This is a genomic window from Microbulbifer sp. THAF38 (genome assembly GCF_009363535.1).
Classification (GTDB): domain Bacteria; phylum Pseudomonadota; class Gammaproteobacteria; order Pseudomonadales; family Cellvibrionaceae; genus Microbulbifer.
Genome location: NZ_CP045369.1, coordinates 2214609 through 2240563 on the forward strand (window position 1 = coordinate 2214609; position 25955 = coordinate 2240563).

Here is a 25955-nt window from a genome sequence, read left to right on the forward strand (position 1 = left end):
CCCTGGCTTTTTGCTCTTATTATCTACTAATTTTCTATTAATGGTGCTAGTTAATCACTCTCGAATACCCAGTATTCTCCATCGCTAGCATCACAAGCACCCTGATAAAGGGATTCTCTATTTGTGATTGATGCTGTTTCGATACATAGGTTAGAGTGTGCTGGCCGGATTCGATAAGAGCCATTTCCCTGATGCTCCAGGTAAAACCTCTGGCTGTTATCGTCAATGGCCTCCCACTGATACACATTGGCACCTTCAGCATCGTTGGCAGCCTCCACTGTCATCAGCTTGTTACTATGGAGTACGGTGAGGGTACAAAGGCCATCACTAACTTGTGTAACTTGCCATCGTTGGTTGTTGTTGCCGTGGCAATCCCATTGAATAATATCTGCTCCATTGGAATTACTCGCCCCGGTAACATCTGCGCAACGGTCGCTGGCGGCATTGACGATTACATAGGTCCCATCGTTCACTGTGCCTGAGCTGGAGTCATCGGTTAGGAAAAGCACATTATCGGGTATTGCTACCTTTGTAATTCCCGGGCCTTCGTAACTCATTTCCAGCAGTTCGCCGCCATAGTATTCAAAGAATTCGATGATTATATGATGTCGGCCAACACCGAGATTAATGTCTCCAAAGCGATCGGCGGGCCCGTGAATACCATCATTACTTACCACCTCCTGGTCGTTAATAATGAGGCGTGAGCCATCATCGGACCGGGTGTAAAACCGGTAAGTACCAGCCGTATCAATCTGAATATAACCTTCGTAGCGGAAACCAAATAGATCATCGCGCTGGCGCAATGTCATATCAATGTTGGCAGTAGTACCCGTAGCAACGGGAGTTAGCTGGGTGAAATCCGGTAATTCGTTCCAGCTGCCTTCGTAATAGGCGTAATTGAGGCCGTTGCCGTCACCATTACCTCCGTCTTCCACGTCCGCCAGTTGTGCAACCTCCTGGGTTGTTAGGGCTTTGCGATAGATACGCAGATCGTCCAGGTAACCCTGGAAACCTTGTGAGCTACCGTCACCTCCGCCGGAACCATCCCCTATGACAGATTCATATTGATTGATTTCACCGACCAGGGCACTCAGGTCTCCCTGACCAACTACCTCTCCATCGACATAAAGCGTCAACTGTTCACTGGAAAAATCGGCCACCATGGCGACATGGTGCCAGTTACCATCATCAATAACCCCTTGAGTGGCTTCGACACGTACGGTGTTGTAGCTGTGATTGTCATGATCCTGGGCACTGATTAACGCTTTGATGCTACCGTTGCTGGACGTGGTGAAAGCAAAGCCGCCATTTCGTCCATAGTAATACTTATTGGAGATCAGTATTTGTTCTTCAGTGACTGAGGTATCGGTTTTCACCCAAATGGCAAAGCTGAAATCCTGACTGGTGTGGAGGTTGAGGAAGTCAACAATGGGGTAGGTCTCCCAATAATGTAGAACGCCTTCACCATTGAAATAGGCTGCTGAGCCCTCGTAGCCGGCCTGGCCGAAGCTGACCCCGTCTCCGATGACCCGTGCTTTGATACCAGCTGCATCATCCGTGGTCGAGTCCTCGGAATAATTATCAAAGGTGTAATGCAGGGTGAGAGGGTCGTTTTCATCGCGAACCCAGAGTTTCACTTTAGTAGTATTGCCTGCTAAGCCGTTGGCTTGCACACGATACTCAAATTGATCGGGCCCGAAATAATCCGCATCGGGGGTATAAGTGAAACTACCATCCCCATTGAGAGATAAGTTGCCATGCTGGGTTGTACTGATTAGTTCAGCCGACAAGCCATCTCCTGAATCATTGTGCAAAACACCCTGTGATTGGTCCACATTCAGTGTGTTATCCGGGGCTGCCGTGTACTCGTCACCGACTGCCGCTGCTCTCCCCAGCTGTGGCAATGCCGCTTGGGCTATCCGCTCGCCAATCACCACATAACTGTCATTACCGTAGTGATAGTAAGGCCTTAAATCACTGGATATGACCAAGCTGGCATTCGGGTCCTCTTCAGCAACAACCCGTTGAGCTTCCATGACTACCTCACCGGCTGCACCGCGGTTATCGTTAATTTGTACGATGATAACCGGCAGATCTGATTGGCCAAGATCATTACGAATCGACGTCAGTAGATTGCGAAGATGATTTTCATAATTATCCTCAGTACCAAAAGTATCGTTGTAACCTTGGAACCAAATGAAGCCGGCTAATTCATGATCGATATCCGCTAACTCGTTCGACCGGAAAGCGGCAAAGCCGGTGATCATCTGGTCATACAGGTTGCCTTCGTTGCCGCCATACGCCAGTGGGCGCCAGTGATCGGGGTTGTCCAAAGTGGTGCCACCTTGAGCGGCTTTGAACATGGCTACCTCTTCATCCAGAACATCGCCCAACACATGGCCCATTTTGAGTTCGACTCCAAAATTACCATTGCCGTAACCATAACCAGGCTGAAGCGCTCCCAGGGCCTTGTTGGGGCTGATCATCGCTTTGATAAAGACGTCATCCCTCGCAATGTTCAGAGCGGGGTCAATAATCTCCAGCTCACTGTTGCTGCCATGACCAACCATATTGGATTGTCCGGCCATCAAATACAGTTTGGCCGGGGTTACTGAGCCAACAGGGTTGACCGTTATCGAGACCGTAGCTGGCTCGCTGTCTTCACTGCCATCATTGGCGCTATAGGTAAAGCTGTCATTACCGCTATATCCATTAGCCGGTGAATAAACCAAGTCTGGGGCTTGGCCACTTAGGCCGCCGTGGGAGGGTGGGTTAACCACAGAATATGCGAGCGTATCGTCATCGGCATCTGTAGCCGTAAGGGTGATATTGATCGAGCTATCTTGGTTCACGGTAACCATCAAGTCATCAGCTACCGGGGCCGTGTTGTCGGAACCACCGCCGCCACCATCTTCACCGGTAAAGAGTAGGGTGTTGGGAATGGCCATTTTGTCGATTCCGGGTCCTTCGAGACTGACCCCAAGCACCTCGCCGCCGTGAAGCTCAAAAAACTCCACCACAATTGAGTGACGACCACTGGTCAGATCAACCTGCCCAGAGTTTTCACGCGGCGCATGCACGCCATCATTTTCCACCACGGTTTGGCCATCAATAATGAGACGCGAACCATCATCCGAGTTTGTATAGAATGTGTAACTCCCCGCTGTGTCGATCTGAATCTCACCCTCAAATCGAAAACCGAATTCATCATCGCGATCTCGGGGGCTGATATCGAAATTAGCTGTGGTACCGCTCTTAACGGCGGTCAGTTGTGAAAAGTCAGGCAGAGAATTCCAAGAGCCTTCAAAGTATTCATAAAGAACACCGCTGGTGTCACCAGAACCGCCACCATCAGTGCCGGAATAGACAATATCATCGGGTAGGGGGGTTTTATTGATGTTCGGCCCTTCGATGCTGACTTCAAGCACTTCATTGCCCCCATGCTCGAAGAAATCCACCACTAGTGCATGCCGCCCTGCACTCAGTTCGATTTGTCCAGAGCGCTCTTGAACAGGGTGCTCCCCATCGTTGTCGACTACCATCTGCCCATTGATATAGAGGCGCGAGCCATCATCAGAATTGGTGTAGAAGGTATAGGTTCCGGCAGTATCGATCTGAATCTCACCTTCAAAGCGGAAGCCAAAAAAGTCGTTGCGGTTGCGCTGGCTGATATCGATATTGGTCGAGGTACCTGTGGCAACGGGTGTTAATTGAGTGAAATTCGGCAGTTGATCCCATTGGCCCTCATAATAGGCCCAGTTCAAGCCGTTGTTGTCGTTGCCACCAGTGGCACCGACTTCAATCAGATAGTCGTAGCGGTAGGCATCCCAGTCGGTAAATTTTTGCGAGGGAGTGCTGGCGACCACCAGGTATAGGGTTTCCCCGCTACTGACCGGCACAGTAACAGTGCCTTCCTCGCCAGCGCTAACAACTGGGATTGGGTGATAACGCCGCTCATTAGATTCTTCGTTATAAACCACTGCCTGCGCCCGGAATTCGGCATATTCTGGGTTTGTGACTGAGGGTCGTACACCGATGAGGTAGTTTTCATCACGCGAGACTTCCACTTCATAGGCGTTATATGCCCAGCTGCCAGGGCGATACCGCTCGGGTACTGCAACCCATTGCCCATTGGTCCCCTCAACATCATAGAATTCTGAGATTTTATTATCGACTTCTTCATCGGGTAAATCGTCAGGCTGTTGACTCACCATGCGACCATAGGAATCCACCTCCGCCTGACGCCACTGCTCACCATACTCAGGGTAATCCCAGGTAATCGTACGCGCAGCAAACTCTGAAAATACCTCACGCATATCGTAACCTGCCTGAGCCACCAGATCGTACATGGCGGCTACAGGGGCAGAGTAACGGCGGTCGTCATTATAAATATCACCGATAATTTTTCGGTCGGTAACGTATTCACTTAAATAAAATTCATAGATACCGGCACCATATTGATGGCCACCTTTATAGGCATCTATGATGCCTTCCTCCAATGGTGAACTTTGATCCGTGTGGAGTGGTTGGTGTGGCTGTAAGGTATACATGCCCAGCAGGTTTACTCCGTCATGCCCTGGTTTTTGTGAATAGGCCCCCCAGTTCGCAGTCGACTCCTGTAGCATTTTACTGCCGCCGCCGGCGCGGGTCTGATAAGAATGGAAGTTTTCATGTAGGACAAAATTATTCCAAGGATTGTCTTTGTTGAAATTGTTTACCCAGGAATTTCTATAGGCTTCCGTTAGTTGTAAGTCGCGTGGCTTTTCATATTCACCACAGAGATCCCCGTGCATGTGCATACCAGTGGCCAGTACATTGTGTTCCCAGGTCATATCATGGGCATTCACCTGGTATTGAAGAGATGCATCGGAGGTTTCTACATCATTGGGCCACCAGATACATTGGTACACCGCGCAGAGATAGTTAGGATATCCTTCAAAAGGCGTTTCCCGGCTACCATTATCATCACAATCCTCGCCGAGGTTACTGGCTTCGCCAGGAGAAAGGGCGCGGTTAAAAACCCGCAAATCCCAGATCTTGCCTGTATAAGGGCCAATATTCATTACGCCAGCCAATATATCTACACCACTCGTATCCACATTATGTTGTATTACATTGCCATTGAAATAGGTGGTCACCATATCCGATTCGATTACCGCAGTGACTTGGTTGCAGCTATAGGTTTTTGAAATACTTTCGTTATTGATGACTTCGATATCATCATCGCCATGGAGTTGTGTAGAGATGATTCCCTGTCGTTCGATGACCGTTAAGCTACTGGAGCTAATCAGCGTATTGGTTTGTAACGCTTGAGAGGGTATATATTTAAATGAAACTGTTAAAGGTAGCCCAGTACTGCTATTGCCAAAGTCCAGCGCAATAGCTTTTGTGGTCATATCTGTACGGCTTATGAATGGGAAATCATCGCCGTCATCAGGTTGTATCCCGGTATAGGTGGTTTGAACCGAGTGCCCATTGCCAGATAAATCTGTATTGCTAATTTGGCTCGGGACATAAGCAAAGAGGCCATCAAAAGAACCTTTACCAGTTTGATCGAGAGAGCAGGCTGCCTCGCAGCGATTGGCCATGCAACTCTCACCATTAGAGCAGCTACCGCAATCAATGGTCTCCCCACTTTCTCCACGAATCACTCCACACTCAGCCAAGTGCACACTACAGTAATCGGCTTCGGTAGCCAGGGAAAATCCATAGGCTTTTCCAAAGAGGCAGGCGGTGAATAGTGTTATCAGATGCCATGATTGCAATTTTTTACCGGGTTTTCGACGTTTATTCATAGCGTTTATCCAGCTTATCCTTTTGCTTTAAAACTATTTCTAATGAAATGCGATTTCTTCCAAATATACTGAGAGATTCAACAAAAATTCTTGAGTAAAAAGATCAGAACTGGATGTTAGTCGATCGTTTTGAGGGGCAACATTCAGCCCTAGTGGAATCGGCGACTTATTTTGTTTTTGTTCTATGTGGCAAAAATTAATTTATCGTTTGGCGACAGGGAGGTGTTAAAAAATTTTTAGAAACTAACTCTTATTAATTTTTGTAATTAGTTAAATTGGACATGGAAACGGTCTTGGTAAGTCGTGCGTTGATGATGACTATCAATTTGCGTACGACCCAAAAAGGTCTCCTGCATCACTCTGATCGTGGCAGTCAGTATGCCAGCCATATCTACCAAACGTTATTGAGGTAGTATGGAATGGTGTGTTCAACGAGCCGTAAGGGAGAATTGTTGGGGCAAGGCACCGACTGAAAGTTTCTTCAGCAGTCTGATGTAAAGTGGTTAACGGGAAATCTCTATCCGACAAGAGAGGATGCGATAGCAGATGTGAGAACCTATATTGCTTATTTCAACCCACGCAGAATATATACAACACTGGGGGGGCTAGCACCATCTAATTTGAGAAATGTGTTTAAAGAAGTGTCTGGTTGGAGTTGAACACATCAGAGTGGGGCAAAAGGACTGGAGTAGGCGTTTAAATTTACTTACTAACGGTGGTTTGAGTCAGGCACTCTGATTTATTTGCGCCAAGCCCCTGAGCTATTTTTTTGGAGAGGCTAGGCCACCATAGATTATTGAATTGCAAATAAATATGTCTGATTGCCACTTTATAGGAAATCTATAATCTAAAGTAGCTAATAGACTCGTTGTGGGACTTGCAGGGTCTTCAATAGAAGTAATAGACAGATAGATAGATAGTGAACCACTGGCTCCCTGGTAAACTATTACTTGAAATCTTGACTCTTAACTCATGAGTAAAGAGTCAAGATTTTTCATAGTGTTTTTTCAAAATACGCTGATCTTTCCAAGGAGCAGTTGAAGCTGGTGCTATGTAATGTAACGACAATGTATACAGCGGATAAGATTAAGATGTTCGGTGTCTCTGAAAAGAAGGGAAGAAGCGAAATTGTAGCTTCAGTGAGAGAATCTGCTGTAAAGCAGCATACAGAGTATGAGGATTACGGCATGAGAATTAAAGCTAATAGGCGCGGGGGCTGGGTATGTTGATCGTGGCCGGCGCCATGATCGCCTTCTCGATCTTTGTCCTCCCTTTGACGGGGGAAACGGCCACCACGCCAGACAAGAAACCAGCGGCGCTTCCGCCGCAGCAGAATACCACGCTCCCCGATCGGGTTGAGCTGGGATTCCTTCTTTACAACGACCTGAACATCTCGGCTAGGCGTAACACCGGCTGCGTCACCTGTCACGCGCACTCGGCCGGTTTCGCCGATCCACGCAGTGTCGCCGATCCGGTAAGCATGCCGGTTTCCCCCGGGTCCGAGCCCGGGAAATTTGGCACGCGCAACGCCCTGACCGCCGCCTACGCGACGTTCAGCCCCCCGTTCCACTGGGATGAGCAGAAGCAGACCTATGTCGGCGGGCAGTTCTGGGATGGCCGGGCCAACTCGCTCAAAGACCAGGCAATCGGACCGCCACTCAACCCGCTGGAGATGGCCATGCCGAACAAAGAGGCGGTGCTCGCGCGCCTCGCAGAGAATCCGGTCTATCTCGAGGCCTTCCGGCGGCTCTACGGCGTAGACCTCAAGTGGCCACAGGTCGATATGGTCTACCCCAAGTTCGGCGCTGCAATTGGGTCCTTCGAGCCCACTGACGAGTTCGCCGAGTTTAACTCCAAGTACGACTATTACGTCGCGGGTAAGATCGACCTGACCCCGCAGGAACAGTTGGGGCTCCAACTGTTCAATGGCAAAGCCAAATGCAGCAACTGCCATAGTAGCAAGCCGCCGGCGAACTACCCGCATGCCCTGTTCACCGACTTCACCTACGACAACCTGGGGCTTCCTGTGAATCCGCGAATCGCCGGTCTGCACGGCGTCGACAGCCTGCCACTCGACCTGGGCCTGGGCGGTCGGCCGGAGATCGCCGCCAAGCACCCTGACGGATCGCAGGATGGTAAATTCAAGGTTCCCACTCTCCGTAACATTGAGATCACTCCACCCTACGGGCACAACGGCGTCTTCGCCACGCTTGAGCAAATCGTCCATTTCTATAACACCCGTGATACGCTCGGTGAAGTGCCCGACGCAACTGACCCGAACTTCGGAATCACTGGCTGGCCTAAACCCGAAGTCCCTAAGAACGTCAACCGGGCCGAGCTGGGCAACCTCGGGCTGACTGACGAGGAAGAAGCCGCGATCGTGGCGTTCCTGAAGACGTTGACCGACGACGCGTTCGACGAAAAGGACCTCGAACACCCCGAAGGCGAGGCGCCGCTGCGTCGCTGACGATTAAAAAATTGTCGAGCAGATTTGGGCTGAACTAATCCACTTTACTAGTCAATAGTGACTATGACTTTGCCCATTGCTTTACCGCTTTCCAGGCGCTCATGAGCTTTGCCAATCTCTTCTAGTTTATAGGATGTATCGTCAAGCACAGGCTTGAGCTCACCCTCTTCAACAATAGATTTCAAGGCCTTTAAAATGAGCCCATGTTTTTCGCGGTGAAAGTTATGCAACATCGGAATCAGCATAAATACAACATGTAGAGATAACCCCTTGAAATGTGCCGTTGTTAAGTCAAGTTCAACCAGGGCAACTGTTGACACAACTTGACCATTGAGTGCAGATGCTTCAAATGATTTTGACATGTTTGTACCGCCAACGGAGTCGAACACTATATCGAATCCATCACCATTGGTATGTTTCTGCACATACTCTTCAACCGACTCATTTTTATAATTAATAGGTATTCCACCCAGTTTTTCAATCAGGTTCAATTGTGCCTCACCACCGCCAGTAGAAAATACATTAGCGCCGAAGTGTCTAGCCAATTGAAGAGCTACATGACCAACTCCACCTGAGCCGCCATGGACAAGCACCTTTTGGCCCGTTTTAATGCCGGCCCTTAGCAGGCCCTCGTAGGCAGTGATGCCCACTAATGGCAAGGCTGCAGCCTCACGCATCGTTAAATTGGTTGGTTTTAATGCAATTAAGTTGGCATCTGCAACCATGTATTCAGCCAGTGTTCCCGGTAGGTCTGCCAGACCACCTGCACAGCCATAGACTTCATCGCCAACTTTATATTCGCTCACACCTTCACCAACTTCTTCGATAGTACCGGCGAAGTCCATACCGAGTATTGCGGGGGCAGGAGGGGAGATTGGTAGCCCTTTGCCCATTTGGCGAATCATCGTATCCACTGTATTGACACTGGTCGCTGCCATTTTAACGAGTACATGCCCAGCCTTAATGGTTGGCTTAGTGACTTCTGCCTTTTCAAATACCTCTGGGTCACCAAAGGTGTTTACGATCATTGCTTTCATGTAAAGTTCTCACGGAAATACTTGGGGTGAATGATATGAGTTTGGTTAGTATGATGAGCTAGTCCTATTTCGTAACTAGGCGTCTTTTATTCCCAGTTTATCTGCAATATCTATAATTTCTTCGATGAGTGCTATATTCAGACTTTCATCCAGAGCATCGGGGTGTGGTGGAGACCAATTACCCAGGTCATTGTCAAAGTATTTACCAGAATTACCTGAGAATTCATCGCTTAATGCGGCACGTACCAGTATATTCGCACCAATACTTAAATCTCTCCCTAATGATCCGTAGGCCTCTTTTACCATTTTACTCCCTAGAAATGATGCGGGATTGATTGCGATGAGGTCTGGTGCACTCTCATCAAGCAGTTTGGCCAGTTGAAATGTCCACATGGTGAGAGCCAGCTTACTTTGGGCATAAGCATCGCTATCAGATAGAATCTGCTCGCCTTTGAGTGCTTGCAGGCTCACAGGCGCTTGTGCTGCAGAAGACAAATTGATAATACGGCCTTCAGTATTGAACAAAGGTAAAAGACGCTTCGTTAGCAGGTAAGGAGCGATGACATTAACTATAAAACGAATATCGTAACCCGCATCAGTTGTTGGGTTATCCGTTTTGAATACGCCCGCATTATTAATAAGTATGTCAATACTCGAATAGCGGCTTTTAACTTGCGACGCCAGCGCTTCAACGTCTGACAGGTCAGAAAGATCTGCAAGAAATATCTCTAAATGGGTATCTGGATAGTCTTGGGAAATACTCTCCTGGATGTTCTTTAGTTTCGATTTACTTCTTCCATGCAGCAGTAAAGTGTGCCCTTTTGATGCTAATAGCTTTGCTGTTTCTAAACCGATGCCGTCCGTTGCCCCTGTTAGCAGAATTGTCTTTGCCATTTTTAGTCCTACCCTTTGAATTCTGGAAGAATCATAGTTGCTATTTTTTTTAGCGTTTCTTCCACATTTCGACTGTTGAAGCGGAGATTAAGGGCAATGTGGTTGATGCCAATAGTCTCTCTTGATCTCAAATACCTACCTAACTGGTTAATGCCGAGTCGATACCCCAAGTGTAATGGTTGTGGCAGGTAATTGGGGTCGTCCATAATGTCTATATAAAGAGGTTCCATGATTGGTTTACTCGATACATATTCTTCTCTGCTTTCTCTTAGCTGCTCGATAAAGTCCTTTTGTTGCGTAAGTGGTCGTGGGTATGTAATCCACCCGTCCCCGTTGTTTGCCAACCAATCAGGAGATTGCTGGGAAGATCCGGTTATTAGTAGTGGTAACTGGTTACCTTGAGGCTTTGGCAGTAGGTCCATTTCACCAGATACTGTTCCAAAGGCATTCTCAAACTTAGGGTAGGGCACAGTAACTTTGCGAATGTATTCATAACTATCCCGGAATAACTCTCCTCTGTCTGAATATGAAACATTCATCGCTGGATATTCCTCAGGGCGATCACCACTGGCAACACCCAGAATAAGGCGCCCTCCGGAAAGTAGGTCAACCGATGCGGCAGCTTTTGCAACATGTGCGGGGTGACGCAGTGGCAGAATAAGGCTGGCCACACCTAGGGCAATCTTTGAAGTAGACCCTGCAAGTAATCCAAGATAGACGAAAGGATCAAAAACTTGACCAGCATCACCAAATGAAGGCACGTTGAATGGCACATCTCTGAGCCAAATGGCGCTAAATCCCAGCGCCTCAGCGAGTCGTACTCTCTCAATATGTGCTTCCATTGTTGGCATCGAGTTTGTCGAGTAGTTTTCAATAGGTACGACTAAGCCAATAGATAGCTTTCCGGGCTTAAATACGCTATCGAAGCCAATATTTATGCTAGGAAAACACTCAACTTTGTCTTTATGGCTTGTAGTCACTAAACATCCCCTTCATCAAAGTTGACACTACGGATTTGGCCATTGCCATCAACCACCCATGACTGAGGTTTTTGAGGTCAGGTTTCCTCACAACCTCGGTGGAAATGCGCAATTGGCTCACTGATATTCGCTAACCCCTTCCTAATCACTAAGCTCTTGGTGACAAAATCTCACCGACGGGACACAGCCTAATGCATTGGAAATGCCGTATAAATGGTGTATATAGGTATTCAGAATTCTGATTTTGGATATAATGGATGGATACGAAAGGTATCAGGCTTTTTGTACTGGCTGCAGATATGCTCAATATAAGCTCTGCTGGCCGTAAACTCGGGCTAGCCCCCTCTGTAGCCAGCGCACGTCTGTCAAAGCTTGAGCACCAATTAGGGGCGGATCTTTTTCATAGATCTACGAGGAAGGTTGCTTTATCCATTGAGGGTGAGGAATTCCTTCCCTTCGCCAGGGAGATTCTTGCGCAAGAGGACGCAGCTCTGGCAGCGCTTGGTAAAGGCAGTTCAAATGTAAGTGGAACATTGAGATTCGCCGCTTCTAGCACCTTTGTGCAGCGCTTTGTAGCACCCATCCTCCCCAAATTTCTTGAGCGCTATCCTGATGTGAATGTGGAGCTTAAACTATCGGATACGCAAGTTAATCTAATCGAGGGTGGCTTTGACTTAGCCCTGCGCAATTATGCGGTTGAAGATAGTAGTTTAATTGGCCGAAAGCTTGCGGATGATAAAAGAATTTTATGTGCTTCCCCTAACTACCTAAAGAAATATGGTGTTCCAAAAACTCCTGAAGATCTCGTTAGGCATCAGCTTCTAGTCTTTATGAATTCAAAACCCAGAAGGCTGATCTCTGAAACCGATAAGCAAGCCGGCTCCTTTCCACCACCGCATGGTAAATCTCGGGTTATTTGCGATGACGGTGCCAGCATGCGCATAGCGGCTAAGGCTGGTGTTGGTATTTGTATGAGCTCTCTGTGGAATATTCACTCAGAGATAGAAGAGGGCACATTGATTCGTGTGTTACCGGATTACAGAATTGATGACCAGGCAGCTATTTGGCTTGTTTACCCTAAATCTAATGTACTGACGTCAAAAGTTAGGGTGTTTATTGATTTTTTGGTTGAAGAAATTGAAGAGGGTGTTTTCTCAGAAACTCTGTAAGTTTCTTCAATTCTTTTTGCTCAGCAGAAAGCTCCATCTGAATAACTAAATTGTTAATTCCTAGATTGCCAACATAAGTGACACACGTTTACCCGCCAAAAATTCCAGCGGGCTCAAGTAATTTAGTACTTTCCTAGGTCGAGTATTGATTCGAAACACTGCGTCATCAATACGGCTTTTTGGTATCTTGCCAATTTCCACTCCTTTTGGGAAGAAGCGCCTCAAAAGGCCATTAGTGTTTTCGTTCAGCCCGCGTTCCCAAGAGTGGTAAGGTTTCGCAAAATATATTCTGCATCCTAGCTTCTGCGCAATCGATTGATGACCTGCAAATTCTCCTCCATTATCGAAGGTGATGGTTTTACAGATGGCCTGATATGGCTTCAACATCTGCTTGATCGCCCGGCTCACTGTTTTCTTGCTCTTATTTGGGACTCTGCGAGTGAGCAATAATTTGGAAACTCGTTCAACCAGTGTCACCAGATAGCCATCTTGACCATAAACTGTATCGCCTTCCCAGTGACCGATCTCAGTGTTTTCATCGACAATCGCAGGTCTTTGATCAATATCTATGCGCTCTGGAATAAGCTTTACGCCTGCCTCGGAACCTGCCCGTTTCTGATAAGGTTTGGCTTTCCTTGGCAGACGTGACCTCCAGTTAAGTCGACTGACCCAGCGGTAAATTGTTGAACAACTAACCGTTTTCGCACACCTCTCAAGCTGCATTCGCCCAGCGACGACCAAGCTCACGAGAGATGGTCTTATTGGATCTATTGAGGCGTAGTCCAATGGCTCGGGCTGAATAGTTCTGCCCATTAAGGACCTCAATCTGGTATCGTTCTTTCAAGGTCAGCTGGTTGGTACGGGTTCCCATGAGGTTCCTGGCTTGTTTGTGTGGAAGCTTACTAGCCTACAACCAGCTGGCCTCCTTCGCTATCGCCAAGTGTGTCGGTTATTGTGAGAATCTAGGATTTAACCGAAATTGTATAGGCACTGCTATTGAGTAGTATTGAGCCATTTAATAATCGCTTCATGCTCGACATCTCCTATTGTGTTCATACTTGGGTGATATCTGCCATTAACTTTGAATATTTTGATATTGTTTTTCTTCAATTGTTTGTAATTTGCATATGGAGAAACTTGGTCTGAATTTGAGAGTATTAGTAGTGTTGGGGTCTGGGAGGTTTTTAAGAGGGGTTGTATGTTGGTATCTTTCAAATCAATATTAGCTCTTTTTAGAGCTATAACCGCTCCCTTACGTATGTCTCTCTCAGGGATGATCCTGCTAAGCACGGGGTAGTCGATCTTCATATAATTGTATACGGCCTCATCAAATTGCGGCATCGGAGCTAAGAGAATGATTCCGTTAATGTCTGATCTTAAAGAAGAAATATGTGTGGCCGTTAAGGCGCCCAAAGAGCTTCCTACAATATATATGTTTTCGTCTTTGATGACTCCCTCTTCAACTAGGTTGTCAATAAGGGAGTTGATATATTTGCTATCATCTACCCCATATTTCTTCTTACCACCAGTATCACCATGACCGAGAAGGTCTGGAACAATAACCTGAAACCCTAGAAAGCGAAAATAAAGAGCAGAATTCAGCATGAATTCTTTAGAAGTACGAAATCCATGCAGTAAGACTACTGTGCCATGGTAACTTCGATCTAGGGAGTCTCTATTTAAGTTAATTTTAACAATATTCTCTCTGTCACCCCGACCTAATGTTGCAGAGTAGTTAAGGTTGTTGTCGACTAAAGGTGAGCCGTAATAATAGCTAATACATTTCTTATTATCAGGTAAGCAATATTCGGTTCTCTTGAAGCCAAGCTCTTCAATGCGCTCGGTAGTTATTCTGTCAACAAAAGAAAAATTTTCAGCTTTTTCTATTGAGCTAGCTATTCTTTGAGAGCAGGCAGAGATAACTATACATATTGAGATAACAGTTAGCACTCTGATTAAAATTGAGCTGGCTTTATATTGCTTGAATTCATTATGTAACTGTAGTTTATTCATATGGCGCACAGGTAAATTTTCTGTTTCACAAATAGTTTGCTTGGTTAAAGTTGCTATCTATTATATTATTTAGTGATATACTTTTACAAAGTAAAGGTAAGGCTTGGAAAGTTAGTATCTAGGCCCAATTTCATTGGTGTCATTTAATATCTTGCAGGTTCAAGCTCATTAGAGAACCTTAATCTTTTTAACTTAGAATAGTGTATAATTGCCAGTAGAGTAGACGGATAGTTTTACCATTCCTTTTTATTACCACGTTTTCTGCGTCTACACTCATGCCGCTCTAGTAACTTCACGGACATTCTCGTGGGGATGCCGCTTAACATCTTCAGAAATATCGGTATGCTTAACCTGTAGGCTGTAACGATCATGAGATCTTGAATATCTCTTACTAGATCTTCTTTAACATAAGTTAATGCATGGTGCTTCAAGCGATCAGCTGATCTAGGAGGAAGTATCCATCGTCTATATAGTAGTGATGAAGTACAGTTGTACTATATCCAAGACAGCTAGATGTGCTATGAAAACTCAAAAAGTTAAGTCTGAATTCATCTCACTTTTGAAGATAGGAAATTTTGACACTTTTGCTGCCTCTCGTTCAATGGGCAGCAGCACGTAATGGATGCACAATCTGGTACTCAATGGATGCTTTTGTCAGATATGCTTGCTACTCAAATAAAAAGGAAGCCTTTGACTTTTAGAAGTTGCCTTAAAGTTTAGGATTTATTTGTTAGGAGGTACTGTAGGGTGCTCACTCTCGGAAGATTCCACTCTAATGCCCACTATTATGTATCACAGTTATGATTTTGGTAATCATAATGGGAGGAGTGTATACTGTGTCGCAGTTATATTAGTAGTGTATGAAAGGATTTTTTGGGGGGGGAAGACTATTAATCTTTCATGGTTGTTGTAAATTTAAAATTTTTAAAAATTAATCCGTATTTGTAGAAGGGCCGCAAATGATTAGGAATGTATTCGTATTATTTTCAATGTCGATTATTTGTACGGTGAAGTCAGTAAGTGTAAATGCCGAGACTTATACTGTTGATTCTGGTGCTACCCTCAGCAATAGGTTAGCTATTACAAAACCTGGAGATACTATTTATCTCGAATCCGGTGAATATCCTGGCAGATATAAATTAAAGGCAAATGCTTCGCGGGAGAACCCTATATTAATCATACCAAAAGAACGTGATAAGGTTTACTTTACGGGTGAGTACACCCTTACTGGTGATGGTATGGTCTTTGATGGTATACACTTTCAGGATAATGGGAAGTTGGTCGTTGGTGATGACAGAAATCACATTGATACAAAAGATATTGTAATTCGTAATTGTACATTTGATGGTCTCAATTCTGGAACCTGGTTGCAGATTAGAGAAAGCGCTAAAGATATTATAGTTGAGCATAACTTGTTTGCGAATAAAAAAACTAAAGGACAGTTACTGCAGCTAAAGCCGCCTTATAACGACCCCATGAACCATATAATTAGGAGAAACTATTTTTTCAATATTGAGCGGGGTGATGGTAATGGATATGAGACAATTCAGGTGGGACAAGAGGTTGAAGGTAAAGACCGTGAAACGAATGTTTTAATTGAGTTTAATTTGTTTGAGGAGGCTAGTGGTGAGGAAGAAATAATTAGCGTAAAGACCTCTAGGAATATTGTACAATTTAATACATTTCTTCGTTCCATGGGATCGCTAACTTTTAGGCATGGTGACAACAATTTGGCGAAAGGAAATATCTTTTTGGGGGAGGGAGTCGTAAATACAAAGGGGATTAGATTTCAGGGAGAGGATCACACGATAACGGGTAATTACATGGAGGGAATTGATAAGGCGCCTCTTTCTATTATGGATGGTGAATCGAACCCCAAAGATCCAAAATATCCTTTTTATGGTCCGGTAGTTAATGCTAAAATAGACCTTAATGTTATTATAAATAGTGGATATTTGCTCATTGGCCAGGGTCTTGGAGGTTATAATACGGATATCCCTGCTGAAAATGTAATGTTTACAAATAATGTGATTTATCGAACAAGAGGCTCTGAATCTTTTACTAAATTGGTTGATACTGGTAGTAAGGGTTTGTCCGATGATTATTTGAAAAATACAGTCGCAAAGGGGAATAAATATTTTGGCGCGACGCTTGGCGATGGGTTTGGAGGAGTTCATGGATTTAATGAAGTCTTTAGCATTGATGAAATTTTAGATTTAATTGACTTTTCTGCGTATCGACCATTAAGTGTAAGCGATGTTGGCCCATATACCGAGGGTTCTGAGGTAGATTCAAATATGTCATGGTTAGTGCCAGTTAGAAGATTATTGTTGTGATCCATATCATTTGGTGAAGTTAGCGATATCAGGTTTCTTATATAGAAATACTGTACATGGTGAGAAAAGTTTAAATATAGTGATTCAGATCCATTTAACATACTGCTTTCTGAAAAATTGATGCTTTTGGTCAGGTCTGGATCATTATTCCGTGTAAAAACTCAATAACTTTGAGGCGAAAATGAATTCTAGGTACATCAATGCCACTCTTTGTCTTCCTGTCTTCCTGTCTTCCTGTCTTCCTGTCTTCCTGTCTTCCTGTCTTCCTGTCTTCCTGTCTTCCTGTCTTCCTGGTTACAGATTGAGGTGTTTAAAAAAGCTATATAGACATTCCCACTAACTCCTGAGGGCGTAATCGCTCTACCAGAACGTACAATTTCTCTTTTGAGTATTAAGTGGGAAACAGCCTCTATTAGTGTCTATTTCTTCCAGCCAACGGTGAATATTAGTTCTACCAATATCCAAAAAACTAGGCCGCTTCAACTATCGGATAGTGATAATCTACTAACAGTTAATCAGTATCCAATTTAAATTAAGGAGAAAAGAGAATGAATTAGTTGACTCTTTCTCGGTCTTCAATTACATGTAGCAAAATCCAAATGCTACTTTCCTGAAGGTTACCTATTGCTTAAAGAATCAAGTTTTGTGTATTATCTCGAAGTTATTATATAGATGTTTGGTTAGATAGTTTGCTAGGAATATGAAAAATGGTAGTAACTAAATCCCACCGAAAAAATTCTTTATTTGGAATCCTTGCTGCTCTATGTGTATTCAGTAGTGCATATACTTGGTCTGCAGCACCAGCATGTGAGGGAAGTTTTTGTCGTTACACAGGAAAAGTTGATAGATGTTATGTCAATGAGGATGGTTTTATTTTATTGTATTTTGATACTCCCGCAGATATAAGTGATGCTCAAGGAGTTGGTTTCACTATTACCGAAACGGCTGGTGCTATTTATAAATACAAGGATGGCTTGAATGACAAGTTTGGAGATTACTTTTACTCAACTTGCCTTACAGCTCTCTCATCTAATAAAACTGTCACTGTATTTATGGATGGTACTGAAAAAAATTATTTAAAGGCAGACAGAATTTGGATCTTGGACTAAAAAATAGCCTATAAAGTACTAGGAAAAACTTTTGCCTACATCAGCCTGATTTTCTGGCTAGCTAATATTGTCTCATGCTTTAGCAAGTCCGATTTATTGGACTTGCCAAATCTAAAATATAGAGCAGGGTAGTAGTTTCACAGCACCTCCTTAACCCGCTTACTACGCCCGCTCTCATGTCGTTCACGCATATCAGAATCGATATACCGATCTGTCGTTGCCATACTTGCGTGACCTGCATCATCACGGACGTGTTCTCGCGGGCGGTACTTCACATCTTCGGAGATACCAGTATGCCGCAGCCAGTGCACCGTTGCTGCCTTTAGGTCTTCTGCATCTTCACCTAGACCTTCCTCAACCATACGCTGGTAAGCAGCATCGAAACAGTTCTGTACGATTAGCCGCACTTGGCGTGTACTGGTAACAGGTCCCTTACCGCGAGATTTCTGCACCAGCGGTGTCTGCTCATTAATACTGGGTAGGGCAGGGAGCTGCAAATGACTTCTGTAGCGCTTCAGAGCGCTCAACATCTGATCACAAACAGTAATGGCACGGCCTTTGTTACCTTTACCAGTGACGTGAAACCACCAGTTCCCGTCGCGATCCTTCTTGAAATCCCCCATTACAGGCGCAGATCGTTCATCCGCAACCAGCTCAGAGATGCGCAGGTACATGGCATATAGGGCGTTCATAATGAATAGTGTACGCTCGTGCTCAAGTGGCGACATTTCAGCCATAATCTCGGCAGTTTCCAGCACATAGTCCCACTGCAGGTTACTGATGCGTCGAACCACCTGGCTTTGTTGCTCACGCCGCACGAACTTACTTTTTTGCCGAATCAATGCTACAGGGTTAGCTGGAACCAAGCCTTCTTGAAAGAGAAAATCGAAGAAAGAAGACAGCGCTGTAAAGATACACTTGATGGCAGCCTGAGATGGCCGGAAATCCTTGGGTGATGGCGTCTTACCAGAACGAAACTCAACTTTAGACACGCTGACTACGAATGGCCGCCAATCGGCATTAACAACACGCTCGCCATTTACAGTCTTAAAACGGGCAACATTTTTGGTGCCGATCCAGGCAATCGGCGGTTCAATACAAAACTGAACGAAATCCTCAATATGCTCACGCTTGAGCGACAAGATAGAAACTTCCTCAACACGCCAAGTCCATTGCAGCAGTCGCTCAAGTTCTCGCCGATAACTATTAAAGGTTGCCTGGCTACCGTTATAGCTGTAAAGAAATTTAAGCGTGAACTCCAGATCGGTATCAGCATCTGGAATCTGCTTGTTGAGATAACGGCTGGCAGAAAAACTACTGCAGCGGAACGGATTCTCAAGATTGCTTAGATTGTCGATGATTGGTGCTGGTGGCTGGTTGGAGGCAGACATAGAAATATGAAGTTGTTGTTGGAATTCAGAAAATTATACGGGAAATAGCTCATTTATAAAATATCCGATATTCACAAATATCGGATATAGTGGGAGCCCTTACAGGGCCTAGGTTTGAAGTTTTTTCTTGACGGCTATTTCCGATAACCACGTCTCTCCCTCCTGTGGGAACGATTTGTTGCGATGCTCTGGCCGAACTCGTATCAAGTCCAGCTCGCCGATGATTTCTTGTAGTGCTCCCACCTAAAGAAAACATGAATTGAATCTATCAGACTTCGCCCCATCCCCTCATTACTACTGAACCGGAGTAGTCGGTGTGGTCGGTGCATACCGATACAACTCCCAACCCCCTTCGGGATTTAGATGGAAGGGGTTTACGGTGCCCAGCCACATAAAAGTTGGGTGGTTGATCATCGTACGGAAACCGAAATTGCCCGAATTACCTACACCATTTAAAGTGGCTGGGATTGCCTGTAGATCTGGAGAGAAAAAACGATAGAGTTTTGCACCAGAGATTGTTGGGTTGGATAGCGCATCCTCAAGGAGAATCAGCAATTCCGCGGGAAGCTCACCCGCAAGATCAATTACACTCGGTATAAGTGAGCTGACGTCCAGTGTAGCCAGATACAGACTGTCTCCAGTCACTCCCAAGCGCCAAGTGTATACATTAAACAGCCAGCCCAATCCGGCTCCTCCTAGCTTTGGAGGCCCGGCCAAGGTTTGCGTTTCCACAAACTTGTTGAGATCTGGGTCCCAAGCCTGAACCGTTTCATACCCATAGAGAACTTCAATATTTGGCTGCCCTTCCCCTTCAAAGTTGTTCCCGCGGAATACTGTTGTTGCTCTATGGGTTGCCGTAATGGTGTCCAGCTCTCCAATAGGAGTACCCCACGTCTCACCATAGGCAAGAACATGGCTTCTGAATCCAGCGAACGGAAAGTTGATCGTACCCCAGTAGAGATTCCCACGCCATGAAGTAATATCTCCACCGGCATAGGCCCGAGCGTTGACAGGGTCTGGTTCGTACTCGGTAATATTCCAGACTTCCTCCCACTCTTCGACATCACCGGGCATGAACCCACCTAAAGGTATTTGGGGGCTCATCACTATCCCGGCGTAGGCTTGCACCTCTCCTGTTTCAATATCACCGTTCGGCCAGGTAGACGAAAATATACGTCCGTCGTGTATCGTCATGTCGGCCGGAGTACTTTCCATAGTGCCGATGACTTCAAAATTGAATGGATCATCGAGATCGCCCATCCAACGCAGAACCCGGCCCGATCCGCCAAGATCCTCTTGTAATCGCACACCGGTATATAAAACGCCCTCATGGTTGAGAAACTCACGGATATTAGAATATTCAGCAAATTTCTTTGAACCCAAATACCGTCCGGTACTTGCCTGCCAAGCCAACATGATAATGCTGTTACCACCGCCCACGCCGGCAATTCCCTCCTGTATACCACCCGGCCCTGCAAGAAAAATCACGTCGCCCGCGTAGCCACCCGAGCGTAATCCAAGGATGTCCTGTAGAAGTGGATCGTAAGTGGGAGTAACTTCTGTGACTTCAAGTGTGCAAGTATCCATGCGGTAGGCAGAGGGTGCCCGCCAGTCACCAAGGTTTTTAAGGTTTGGGTTTTCCTGAGCGAGTATTCCATCGGCAAACTCGCACACCCAACCCTGGGTTGGGGCTAATAGCGGAGTTAATACTGCGGTTGGAGAAGCTTGTGCGGTACAGAGAAAATTACTGCCGGTTCCCCAATATAAAAATTGGGGAGATTCAGCCATTCCCCAAATCCGCGTACCGTTGCGTTTAGGTTCTCCCGCCGAACAGGCGCCGTTCACTAACTCTGGATAGGGTTGACCAATGCCATTAAAGCATTCATCGACTGGTGCTTTATATAGCCTGTCGAAATGGGGCTTGGCCTGTTTGCATAGTGTATCGGGATAAGCTGGAGGCCCTATTTCTGGAATAGCCCACTGGGCGTTGGCAGAAATTGGAACTGTGAAAGTTAAAAGTAACGAAAGTGCAATATATGTCGTGGTTCTCACAGGTGCCCCTGCCTTACTCATGACCGCTACTGCGGAAGATTCAACGTTTTTGGCCTTAATTATTGCTAGCTTGATGCGCTAACAAAATTCAAAACTAAGTAGAGAGTAGGATGCAGGGGGATAAAGGAAATAATTTTTACTAGGAACCACCCGCCAACTATTGTTTGATCACAAAGGCTTGATGATGTCTTGGGAGTCGCTGAGGAGAGTTGATGCGAATGCTGCCGGACTGACATATGGATCTGGGAGCAGTAGTGGTCTATGACTCCGGCCATAAAATGCTGCTATCCAATACCCGCGTATTGATTGACTTCCTTGTCGAGTATTTTCAGACACAGTTGGCACCGCATTTTCGCGTGGTGTGGAATCAGTACCACGGCACGTCATTGAGAGATGAGACATTGTACGACTGCTTAGAATATTAATGCTTTCAGATTTGGACATTGGTTTAAATCCCGGTGCTGTCCACTGAATAGTGGTAAGCGCCCTTCCCCTCTATGAATTAGCCAGAGCAGTTTCCCGATTCAGGTTGATAACCACGCAGCTTTTTCACAACAGGCCGAGCGCTCATGATGTTTGGTCAACTGGATGTAAGTTCAGCTGTAACGGCCTCGCTTTTAAAATCGTTGCTGGTCGGATCGTTCTCGGTTGGGTCAAAGCTTTCTGCACGAGCCATACGCCAGGCTCGGGCATAGAAGCCCCCCTCGTCATGCTCCCTGAGTAATTCGCCGGGCTTAAGGAAGACGTGGATTTGCGAAAACAGCTGCACTTCTGTGCCACCGGTGCGGCGCACCAGATGTTTCCCCTCCAGCTGTTGCGGATGCTCCAATCCAGCGGCGGCTAGCATCTCGGCCAGAGTTTGAAGGGTGTTGTGGTGGAAATTATGCACCCGGCTGGCTTTATCCGGTACCACCAGGGCTCGTTGTCGTAACTTGTCTTGGGTGGCCACCCCCGTGGGGCACTTATTGGTGTGGCAGGATTGGGATTGGATGCAGCCGATCGCAAACATGAAGCCGCGCGCCGAGTTAGCCCAGTCGGCCCCTATGGCCAGCACGCTGGCAATATCGAAAGCCGAGATTATCTTGCCGCTGGCCCCTATCTTGATCTTGTCTCGCAGATTCATTCCAACCAAGGTGTTGTGGATGAACAGCAGTCCTTCTCGCAGGGGTACGCCGATATGATTGGAGAACTCCAGCGGTGCTGCGCCCGTGCCCCCTTCCTTGCCGTCCACCACGATGAAGTCAGGCAATATGCCGGTCTGGAGCATGGCCTTTGCGATGCCCATGAACTCCCAGGGGTGGCCGAGAGCCAGCTTGAAACCCACCGGTTTACCGCCACTAAGTTCTCTCAGTTGCTGAATAAAATCCAGTAACCCGAGGGGGGTGGAAAAGCTGCTGTGGCAGGATGGTGAAATGCAGTCTTCTCCTTCAGGCACGCCGCGGGTGGCCGCTATCTCAGCAGTAACTTTGTGTCCGGGAAGGATACCGCCATGGCCGGGCTTGGCCCCCTGGCTGAGTTTTAGCTCAATCATCTTAATTTGCGGGTTGTGGGCCTGCGCCTTAAACCGGTCTGGATCGAAGCTGCCGTCCGGGGTTCGACAACCAAAGTAACCCGAGCCTATTTCCCAAATCAGATCGCCACCGAACTCGCGATGATAGGGGCTGATGCTGCCCTCCCCCGTATCGTGGGCAAAGTCACCCAGCTTGGCGCCTTTGTTCAGGGCCCTGATGGCGTTGGCACTGAGCGACCCAAAGCTCATAGCGGAGATATTAAAGATCGAGGCCGAATAGGGCTGGCTGCATTGTGGCCCCCCTATGAGCACCCTGAAGTCCTGGTGTTCTCTGACCTCCTTGGGTTGGATGGAGTGATTGATAAACTCAAAACCCGGTTCGTAGACGTCAATCAGGGTGCCGAAGGGTTTGGAGGCATTCTCATTCTTGGCCCGGGCATAGACCAGGGAGCGCTGGGCCCGGGAAAAAGGCAGCTCGTCTTCTTCTCCTTCTAATAGGTACTGGCGTAGCTCCGGACGAATACGCTCCACCAGATAACGAATATTACCCAATATGGGATAGTTGCGACGCACTGCGTGGTATCTCTGGGTTAAATCGTAAGTTCCGAGGAGGCTTAGAAGGCCGCTGATTGTGACCACAGGCCAGAGCCAGGAGTAAGAGTAAAGCAAAGGCAGGCTGATGAGAGTCGTGAGTAAACAACAGCCAAAAAATGTATAGCGATTGAATAGGGATAGTTTCATCATCGTATTTCGTACAGGCTATTGCTGTATGCTCTCCTTGAAAAATGTGTTTTCTACCGGCTCGGAGTCAATCGCATGTACGTGGATATTCTATGCAGTTACTTTAATAGCCCACGACTTGATCAATCTTGCCACAAAAAGCTAGTGTATCAATTAATACACAACCATCAATAAACTACATATCAAATACAAAAAGCCCCACAACAAGTTCCAGTTTTAAGGCTCATATATAATCTGCTACATCAAAAGTCTGTCCAGTTTCTTTGGTTAAAACAGCATGACGATAAGCTTTTGCAGTGTCCGATGCGGAGATACCACTGGTGCTATCCATATCCATCATATCCATGGTCTCTTTCACAAAATGTGGACTAACAGCATTCAAACGGAGCTTATGGTCGAGTTCGAACGCAGTGGCTTTTACAAAGGATTCAATAGCGCCATTAACTAGGCTCAGCGCAGAACCGCCCCGCATAGGATGTTGAGCTAAAACACCTGAAGTTAGGGTGATACTGCCACCCTCTCGAACATAGGCGCGGCCAATCTGGAAAATATTAATTTGCCCTAACAGCTTACTGTTGATAGCTGCCTTAATTTGATCAAAGGTTAGCTCCTCAATTGACGCAAAAACGCCATTTCCTGTGGCTGAAACAACAGCGTCAACTTGGCCGACTTTCTCAAGCATGGCCTTGATAGATCCCCTGTCCTCAATGTCAACTCTGTAGTTACCTTTGCTGTGACCCACTTTCACAACTTCATGCTCTTTAAGTTCAGCCACAATCGATTGACCAATGATGCCGTTAGCGCCTATGACGACAATCTTCATACTGTAACCCCCTTAGTTTGTTGGTTAAAACCTTCAGTTATTCGCGGCCAAATTGGAAACAATTTCGTCAGCAAACGAACACCCTAATGAAGGTATTAGCTTAGCTCGTTTGTGGCCCTTGTCCTCCTAGGAACTCAACTAATACCGGGCAGCTTACACAGTACTGTGAAACCCTTGACGTATAAAAAGAGAGCAGAAATGGGTTTGGTTGTGGAATAGAATTTTTCAGTTAAAACTTACACTATGGGTTCATTTGATCTATCTCATCCTGTAATTTCTCTAGCTCTTCCAAAATACTTAGAAATTTTTCACCAAATTTTGTAACTTTGTATTCCACCCTGGGCGGAATCTCGTTATAGCTCACACGCTCCAAGATACCAAATTCAACATTTTTACGAAGGCATTCATTAAGCACTTTTGCGCTCAACCCCTCTACACTACTCACCATCTCTCCCGGACGATTTATTTCCAGCGCAAGCAAACCGTAGACTGTTAGCGACCATTTACAGCCATAGATGGTCTCCACCATCCGGGCACTTTGTTTAGGTGGTGCCTTTCTTAGGACTTTCTTCCCGCTTGGTTCCATAAATACTTACCAAAAAGTAACTAACATACCGAATTGTACCTACTTTTCATCGGGGCTTTGCTTTGCCTAGACTACTTACACAACATCTACAATACCTGATCGAGGAAGAGTTGTGAACGAGACTACAGTTGAAGTAAAAGACAAAAAGACTAGCGAACTGGCACTTATTGTGGGAGGGTCAAGTGGAATTGGTCTGGCTACTGCGGAGCAGCTGATAAAGCAAGGAATAACGCCCATAATCGTTGGTAGTAAGGAAGCAAAGCTAAAAAAGGCAGAGGATTATCTATCTGTTTATGGTGAAGTGAAAACTCTTCAAGCAGATCTCTACCAAGAAAAAGATGTCAGTGCCCTCACAGAGCTTATCGAGAAAGATGAGGCCCATTATCGATACTTGGTAAATGCTGCGGGTTATTTCAATCCCAAGCCATTTCTAGAGCATGAAAAGGATGACTATGACAGATATCTAGAAATTAATCGTTCGTTATTTTTTATTACCCAAGCCGTTGCGCAGAATATGATAAAGCATGGCTCTGGTAGTGTAGTGAATATTGGTTCTATGTGGGCTCAGCAAGCTATTAAGGCCACTCCATCATCCGCCTACTCAATGGCAAAGGCCGGACTCCATGCACTAACTCAGCATTTGGCCATGGAGCTAGCCGAGCACAATATAAGAGTTAATGCAGTCTCTCCAGCTGTCGTTAAAACGCCAATTTATGAGAATTTCATTGACCCTAGTGAAATAGATGAAGCACTATCTGGATTTGATTCTTTTCATCCAATTGGAAGAATTGGTACACCAGGTGATGTTGCTAATGTAGTGAATTTTCTTCTAGGTGAATGCTCTAGCTGGGTTACTGGTGCAATTTGGGATGTAGATGGTGGTGTAATTGCTGGAAGAAATTAATAGATATCTATTAGCTTGTTAAGCATAAACAAATAAAGCTTAACTATATCCAAGTGGGGATTGTGGCTGAGCCAACTAATTGGCTTGGTCACTTTCTAAATGGAGCGGATAAAACAATAATGCCAGCTCCCATAAAGGCCATTGCGAT

The 25955-nt window shown here is 46.0% G+C and carries 15 protein-coding genes and 2 pseudogenes; 6 read left to right on the plus strand and 11 right to left on the minus strand.

What is annotated here, in order from left to right; genetic code table 11:
* Positions 1-50: 50 nt before the first annotated feature.
* A complete protein-coding gene (locus FIU95_RS09445; RefSeq protein ID WP_152453541.1) occupies positions 51-5795 on the minus strand; it encodes a PA14 domain-containing protein in 5745 nt (1914 codons plus the stop codon).
* Positions 5796-6310: 515 nt separating this feature from the next.
* Between FIU95_RS09445 and FIU95_RS21715 the strand changes: the two are divergent.
* Positions 6311-6454: pseudogene (locus FIU95_RS21715) on the plus strand (IS3 family transposase); the annotation flags it as partial.
* 563 nt (positions 6455-7017) lie between these two features.
* Positions 7018-8262 carry a cytochrome-c peroxidase gene (locus FIU95_RS09450; RefSeq protein ID WP_152453542.1) on the plus strand — a complete coding sequence of 415 codons (1245 nt, stop codon included), beginning with the start codon at positions 7018-7020 and terminating at the stop codon, positions 8260-8262.
* Positions 8263-8309: 47 nt separating this feature from the next.
* On the opposite strand, the gene FIU95_RS09455 is transcribed toward FIU95_RS09450, so the two are convergent.
* The 3 genes from FIU95_RS09455 to FIU95_RS09465 all read right to left on the minus strand — a co-directional run bounded on the left by FIU95_RS09455 (position 8310) and on the right by FIU95_RS09465 (position 11173).
* Positions 8310-9299 (minus strand): zinc-dependent alcohol dehydrogenase family protein, encoded by a 990-nt coding sequence (locus tag FIU95_RS09455; RefSeq protein WP_152453543.1) that lies wholly within the window; start codon positions 9297-9299, stop codon positions 8310-8312.
* A 75-nt stretch (positions 9300-9374) separates the two neighbouring features.
* Entirely contained in the window at positions 9375-10193 is an 819-nt protein-coding gene (locus tag FIU95_RS09460; RefSeq protein WP_152453544.1) for an SDR family NAD(P)-dependent oxidoreductase, read from the minus strand.
* An 8-nt stretch (positions 10194-10201) separates the two neighbouring features.
* Positions 10202-11173: an LLM class oxidoreductase gene (locus FIU95_RS09465; protein WP_152453545.1), complete on the minus strand. Its 972-nt coding sequence runs from the start codon at positions 11171-11173 to the stop codon at positions 10202-10204.
* Between the two features lie 257 nt (positions 11174-11430).
* Here FIU95_RS09465 and FIU95_RS09470 point away from each other — a divergent pair, with 257 nt between their 5' ends.
* Entirely contained in the window at positions 11431-12342 is a 912-nt protein-coding gene (locus FIU95_RS09470) for a LysR family transcriptional regulator (protein ID WP_152453546.1), read from the plus strand.
* 60 nt (positions 12343-12402) lie between these two features.
* On the opposite strand, the pseudogene FIU95_RS09475 reads toward FIU95_RS09470, so the two are convergent.
* Both FIU95_RS09475 and FIU95_RS09480 read right to left on the minus strand, forming a co-directional pair.
* Positions 12403-13213, minus strand: a pseudogene (locus FIU95_RS09475) (IS30 family transposase).
* Between the two features lie 122 nt (positions 13214-13335).
* Positions 13336-14355, minus strand: a complete 1020-nt coding sequence (locus FIU95_RS09480) for an alpha/beta hydrolase (RefSeq protein ID WP_152453547.1) — start codon at positions 14353-14355, stop codon at positions 13336-13338.
* Between the two features lie 959 nt (positions 14356-15314).
* On the opposite strand from FIU95_RS09480, the gene FIU95_RS09485 reads away from it, so the two are divergent.
* Together FIU95_RS09485 and FIU95_RS09490 are read left to right on the plus strand one after the other, a co-directional pair.
* Positions 15315-16691 carry a polysaccharide lyase 6 family protein gene (locus FIU95_RS09485; RefSeq protein ID WP_152453548.1) on the plus strand — a complete coding sequence of 459 codons (1377 nt, stop codon included), beginning with the start codon at positions 15315-15317 and terminating at the stop codon, positions 16689-16691.
* Between the two features lie 707 nt (positions 16692-17398).
* Positions 17399-17800, plus strand: coding sequence for a hypothetical protein (locus FIU95_RS09490; protein WP_152453549.1), 402 nt, complete (start codon positions 17399-17401; stop codon positions 17798-17800).
* A 137-nt stretch (positions 17801-17937) separates the two neighbouring features.
* On the opposite strand, the gene FIU95_RS09495 is transcribed toward FIU95_RS09490, so the two are convergent.
* The 5 genes from FIU95_RS09495 to FIU95_RS09515 all read right to left on the minus strand — a co-directional run bounded on the left by FIU95_RS09495 (position 17938) and on the right by FIU95_RS09515 (position 24903).
* Positions 17938-19191: a site-specific integrase gene (locus tag FIU95_RS09495; RefSeq protein ID WP_152453550.1), complete on the minus strand. Its 1254-nt coding sequence runs from the start codon at positions 19189-19191 to the stop codon at positions 17938-17940.
* A 294-nt stretch (positions 19192-19485) separates the two neighbouring features.
* Positions 19486-21243 (minus strand): hypothetical protein, encoded by a 1758-nt coding sequence (locus FIU95_RS09500; protein WP_152453551.1) that lies wholly within the window; start codon positions 21241-21243, stop codon positions 19486-19488.
* A 580-nt stretch (positions 21244-21823) separates the two neighbouring features.
* The gene (locus tag FIU95_RS09505; RefSeq protein WP_216646330.1) at positions 21824-23326 is read right to left on the minus strand and encodes an FMN-binding glutamate synthase family protein; all 1503 of its coding nucleotides are present in this window, start codon (positions 23324-23326) and stop codon (positions 21824-21826) included.
* A gap of 391 nt (positions 23327-23717) precedes the next feature.
* Complete coding sequence (locus FIU95_RS09510) at positions 23718-24317, minus strand: short chain dehydrogenase (RefSeq protein WP_152453552.1); 600 nt, start codon at positions 24315-24317, stop codon at positions 23718-23720.
* A gap of 241 nt (positions 24318-24558) precedes the next feature.
* A complete protein-coding gene (locus FIU95_RS09515) occupies positions 24559-24903 on the minus strand; it encodes a helix-turn-helix domain-containing protein (RefSeq protein ID WP_152453553.1) in 345 nt (114 codons plus the stop codon).
* 112 nt (positions 24904-25015) lie between these two features.
* Between FIU95_RS09515 and FIU95_RS09520 the strand changes: the two genes are divergently transcribed.
* Complete coding sequence (locus FIU95_RS09520; RefSeq protein ID WP_172975365.1) at positions 25016-25807, plus strand: SDR family NAD(P)-dependent oxidoreductase; 792 nt, start codon at positions 25016-25018, stop codon at positions 25805-25807.
* Positions 25808-25955 lie beyond the last annotated feature (148 nt).

Bases quoted from the DNA above. Each gene is read 5' to 3' on its own strand.
- FIU95_RS09490 (WP_152453549.1), top strand. From the start codon at position 17,399: ATGGTAGTAACTAAATCCCACCGAAAAAATTCTTTATTTGGAATCCTT.
- FIU95_RS09460 (WP_152453544.1), bottom strand. From the start codon at position 10,193: ATGGCAAAGACAATTCTGCTAACAGGGGCAACGGACGGCATCGGTTTA.
- FIU95_RS09495 (WP_152453550.1), bottom strand. From the start codon at position 19,191: ATGTCTGCCTCCAACCAGCCACCAGCACCAATCATCGACAATCTAAGC.
- FIU95_RS09450 (WP_152453542.1), top strand. From the start codon at position 7,018: ATGTTGATCGTGGCCGGCGCCATGATCGCCTTCTCGATCTTTGTCCTC.
- FIU95_RS09510 (WP_152453552.1), bottom strand. From the start codon at position 24,317: ATGAAGATTGTCGTCATAGGCGCTAACGGCATCATTGGTCAATCGATT.
- FIU95_RS09480 (WP_152453547.1), bottom strand. From the start codon at position 14,355: ATGAATAAACTACAGTTACATAATGAATTCAAGCAATATAAAGCCAGC.
- FIU95_RS09515 (WP_152453553.1), bottom strand. From the start codon at position 24,903: ATGGAACCAAGCGGGAAGAAAGTCCTAAGAAAGGCACCACCTAAACAA.
- FIU95_RS09445 (WP_152453541.1), bottom strand. From the start codon at position 5,795: ATGAATAAACGTCGAAAACCCGGTAAAAAATTGCAATCATGGCATCTG.
- FIU95_RS09470 (WP_152453546.1), top strand. From the start codon at position 11,431: ATGGATACGAAAGGTATCAGGCTTTTTGTACTGGCTGCAGATATGCTC.
- FIU95_RS09455 (WP_152453543.1), bottom strand. From the start codon at position 9,299: ATGAAAGCAATGATCGTAAACACCTTTGGTGACCCAGAGGTATTTGAA.
- FIU95_RS09485 (WP_152453548.1), top strand. From the start codon at position 15,315: ATGATTAGGAATGTATTCGTATTATTTTCAATGTCGATTATTTGTACG.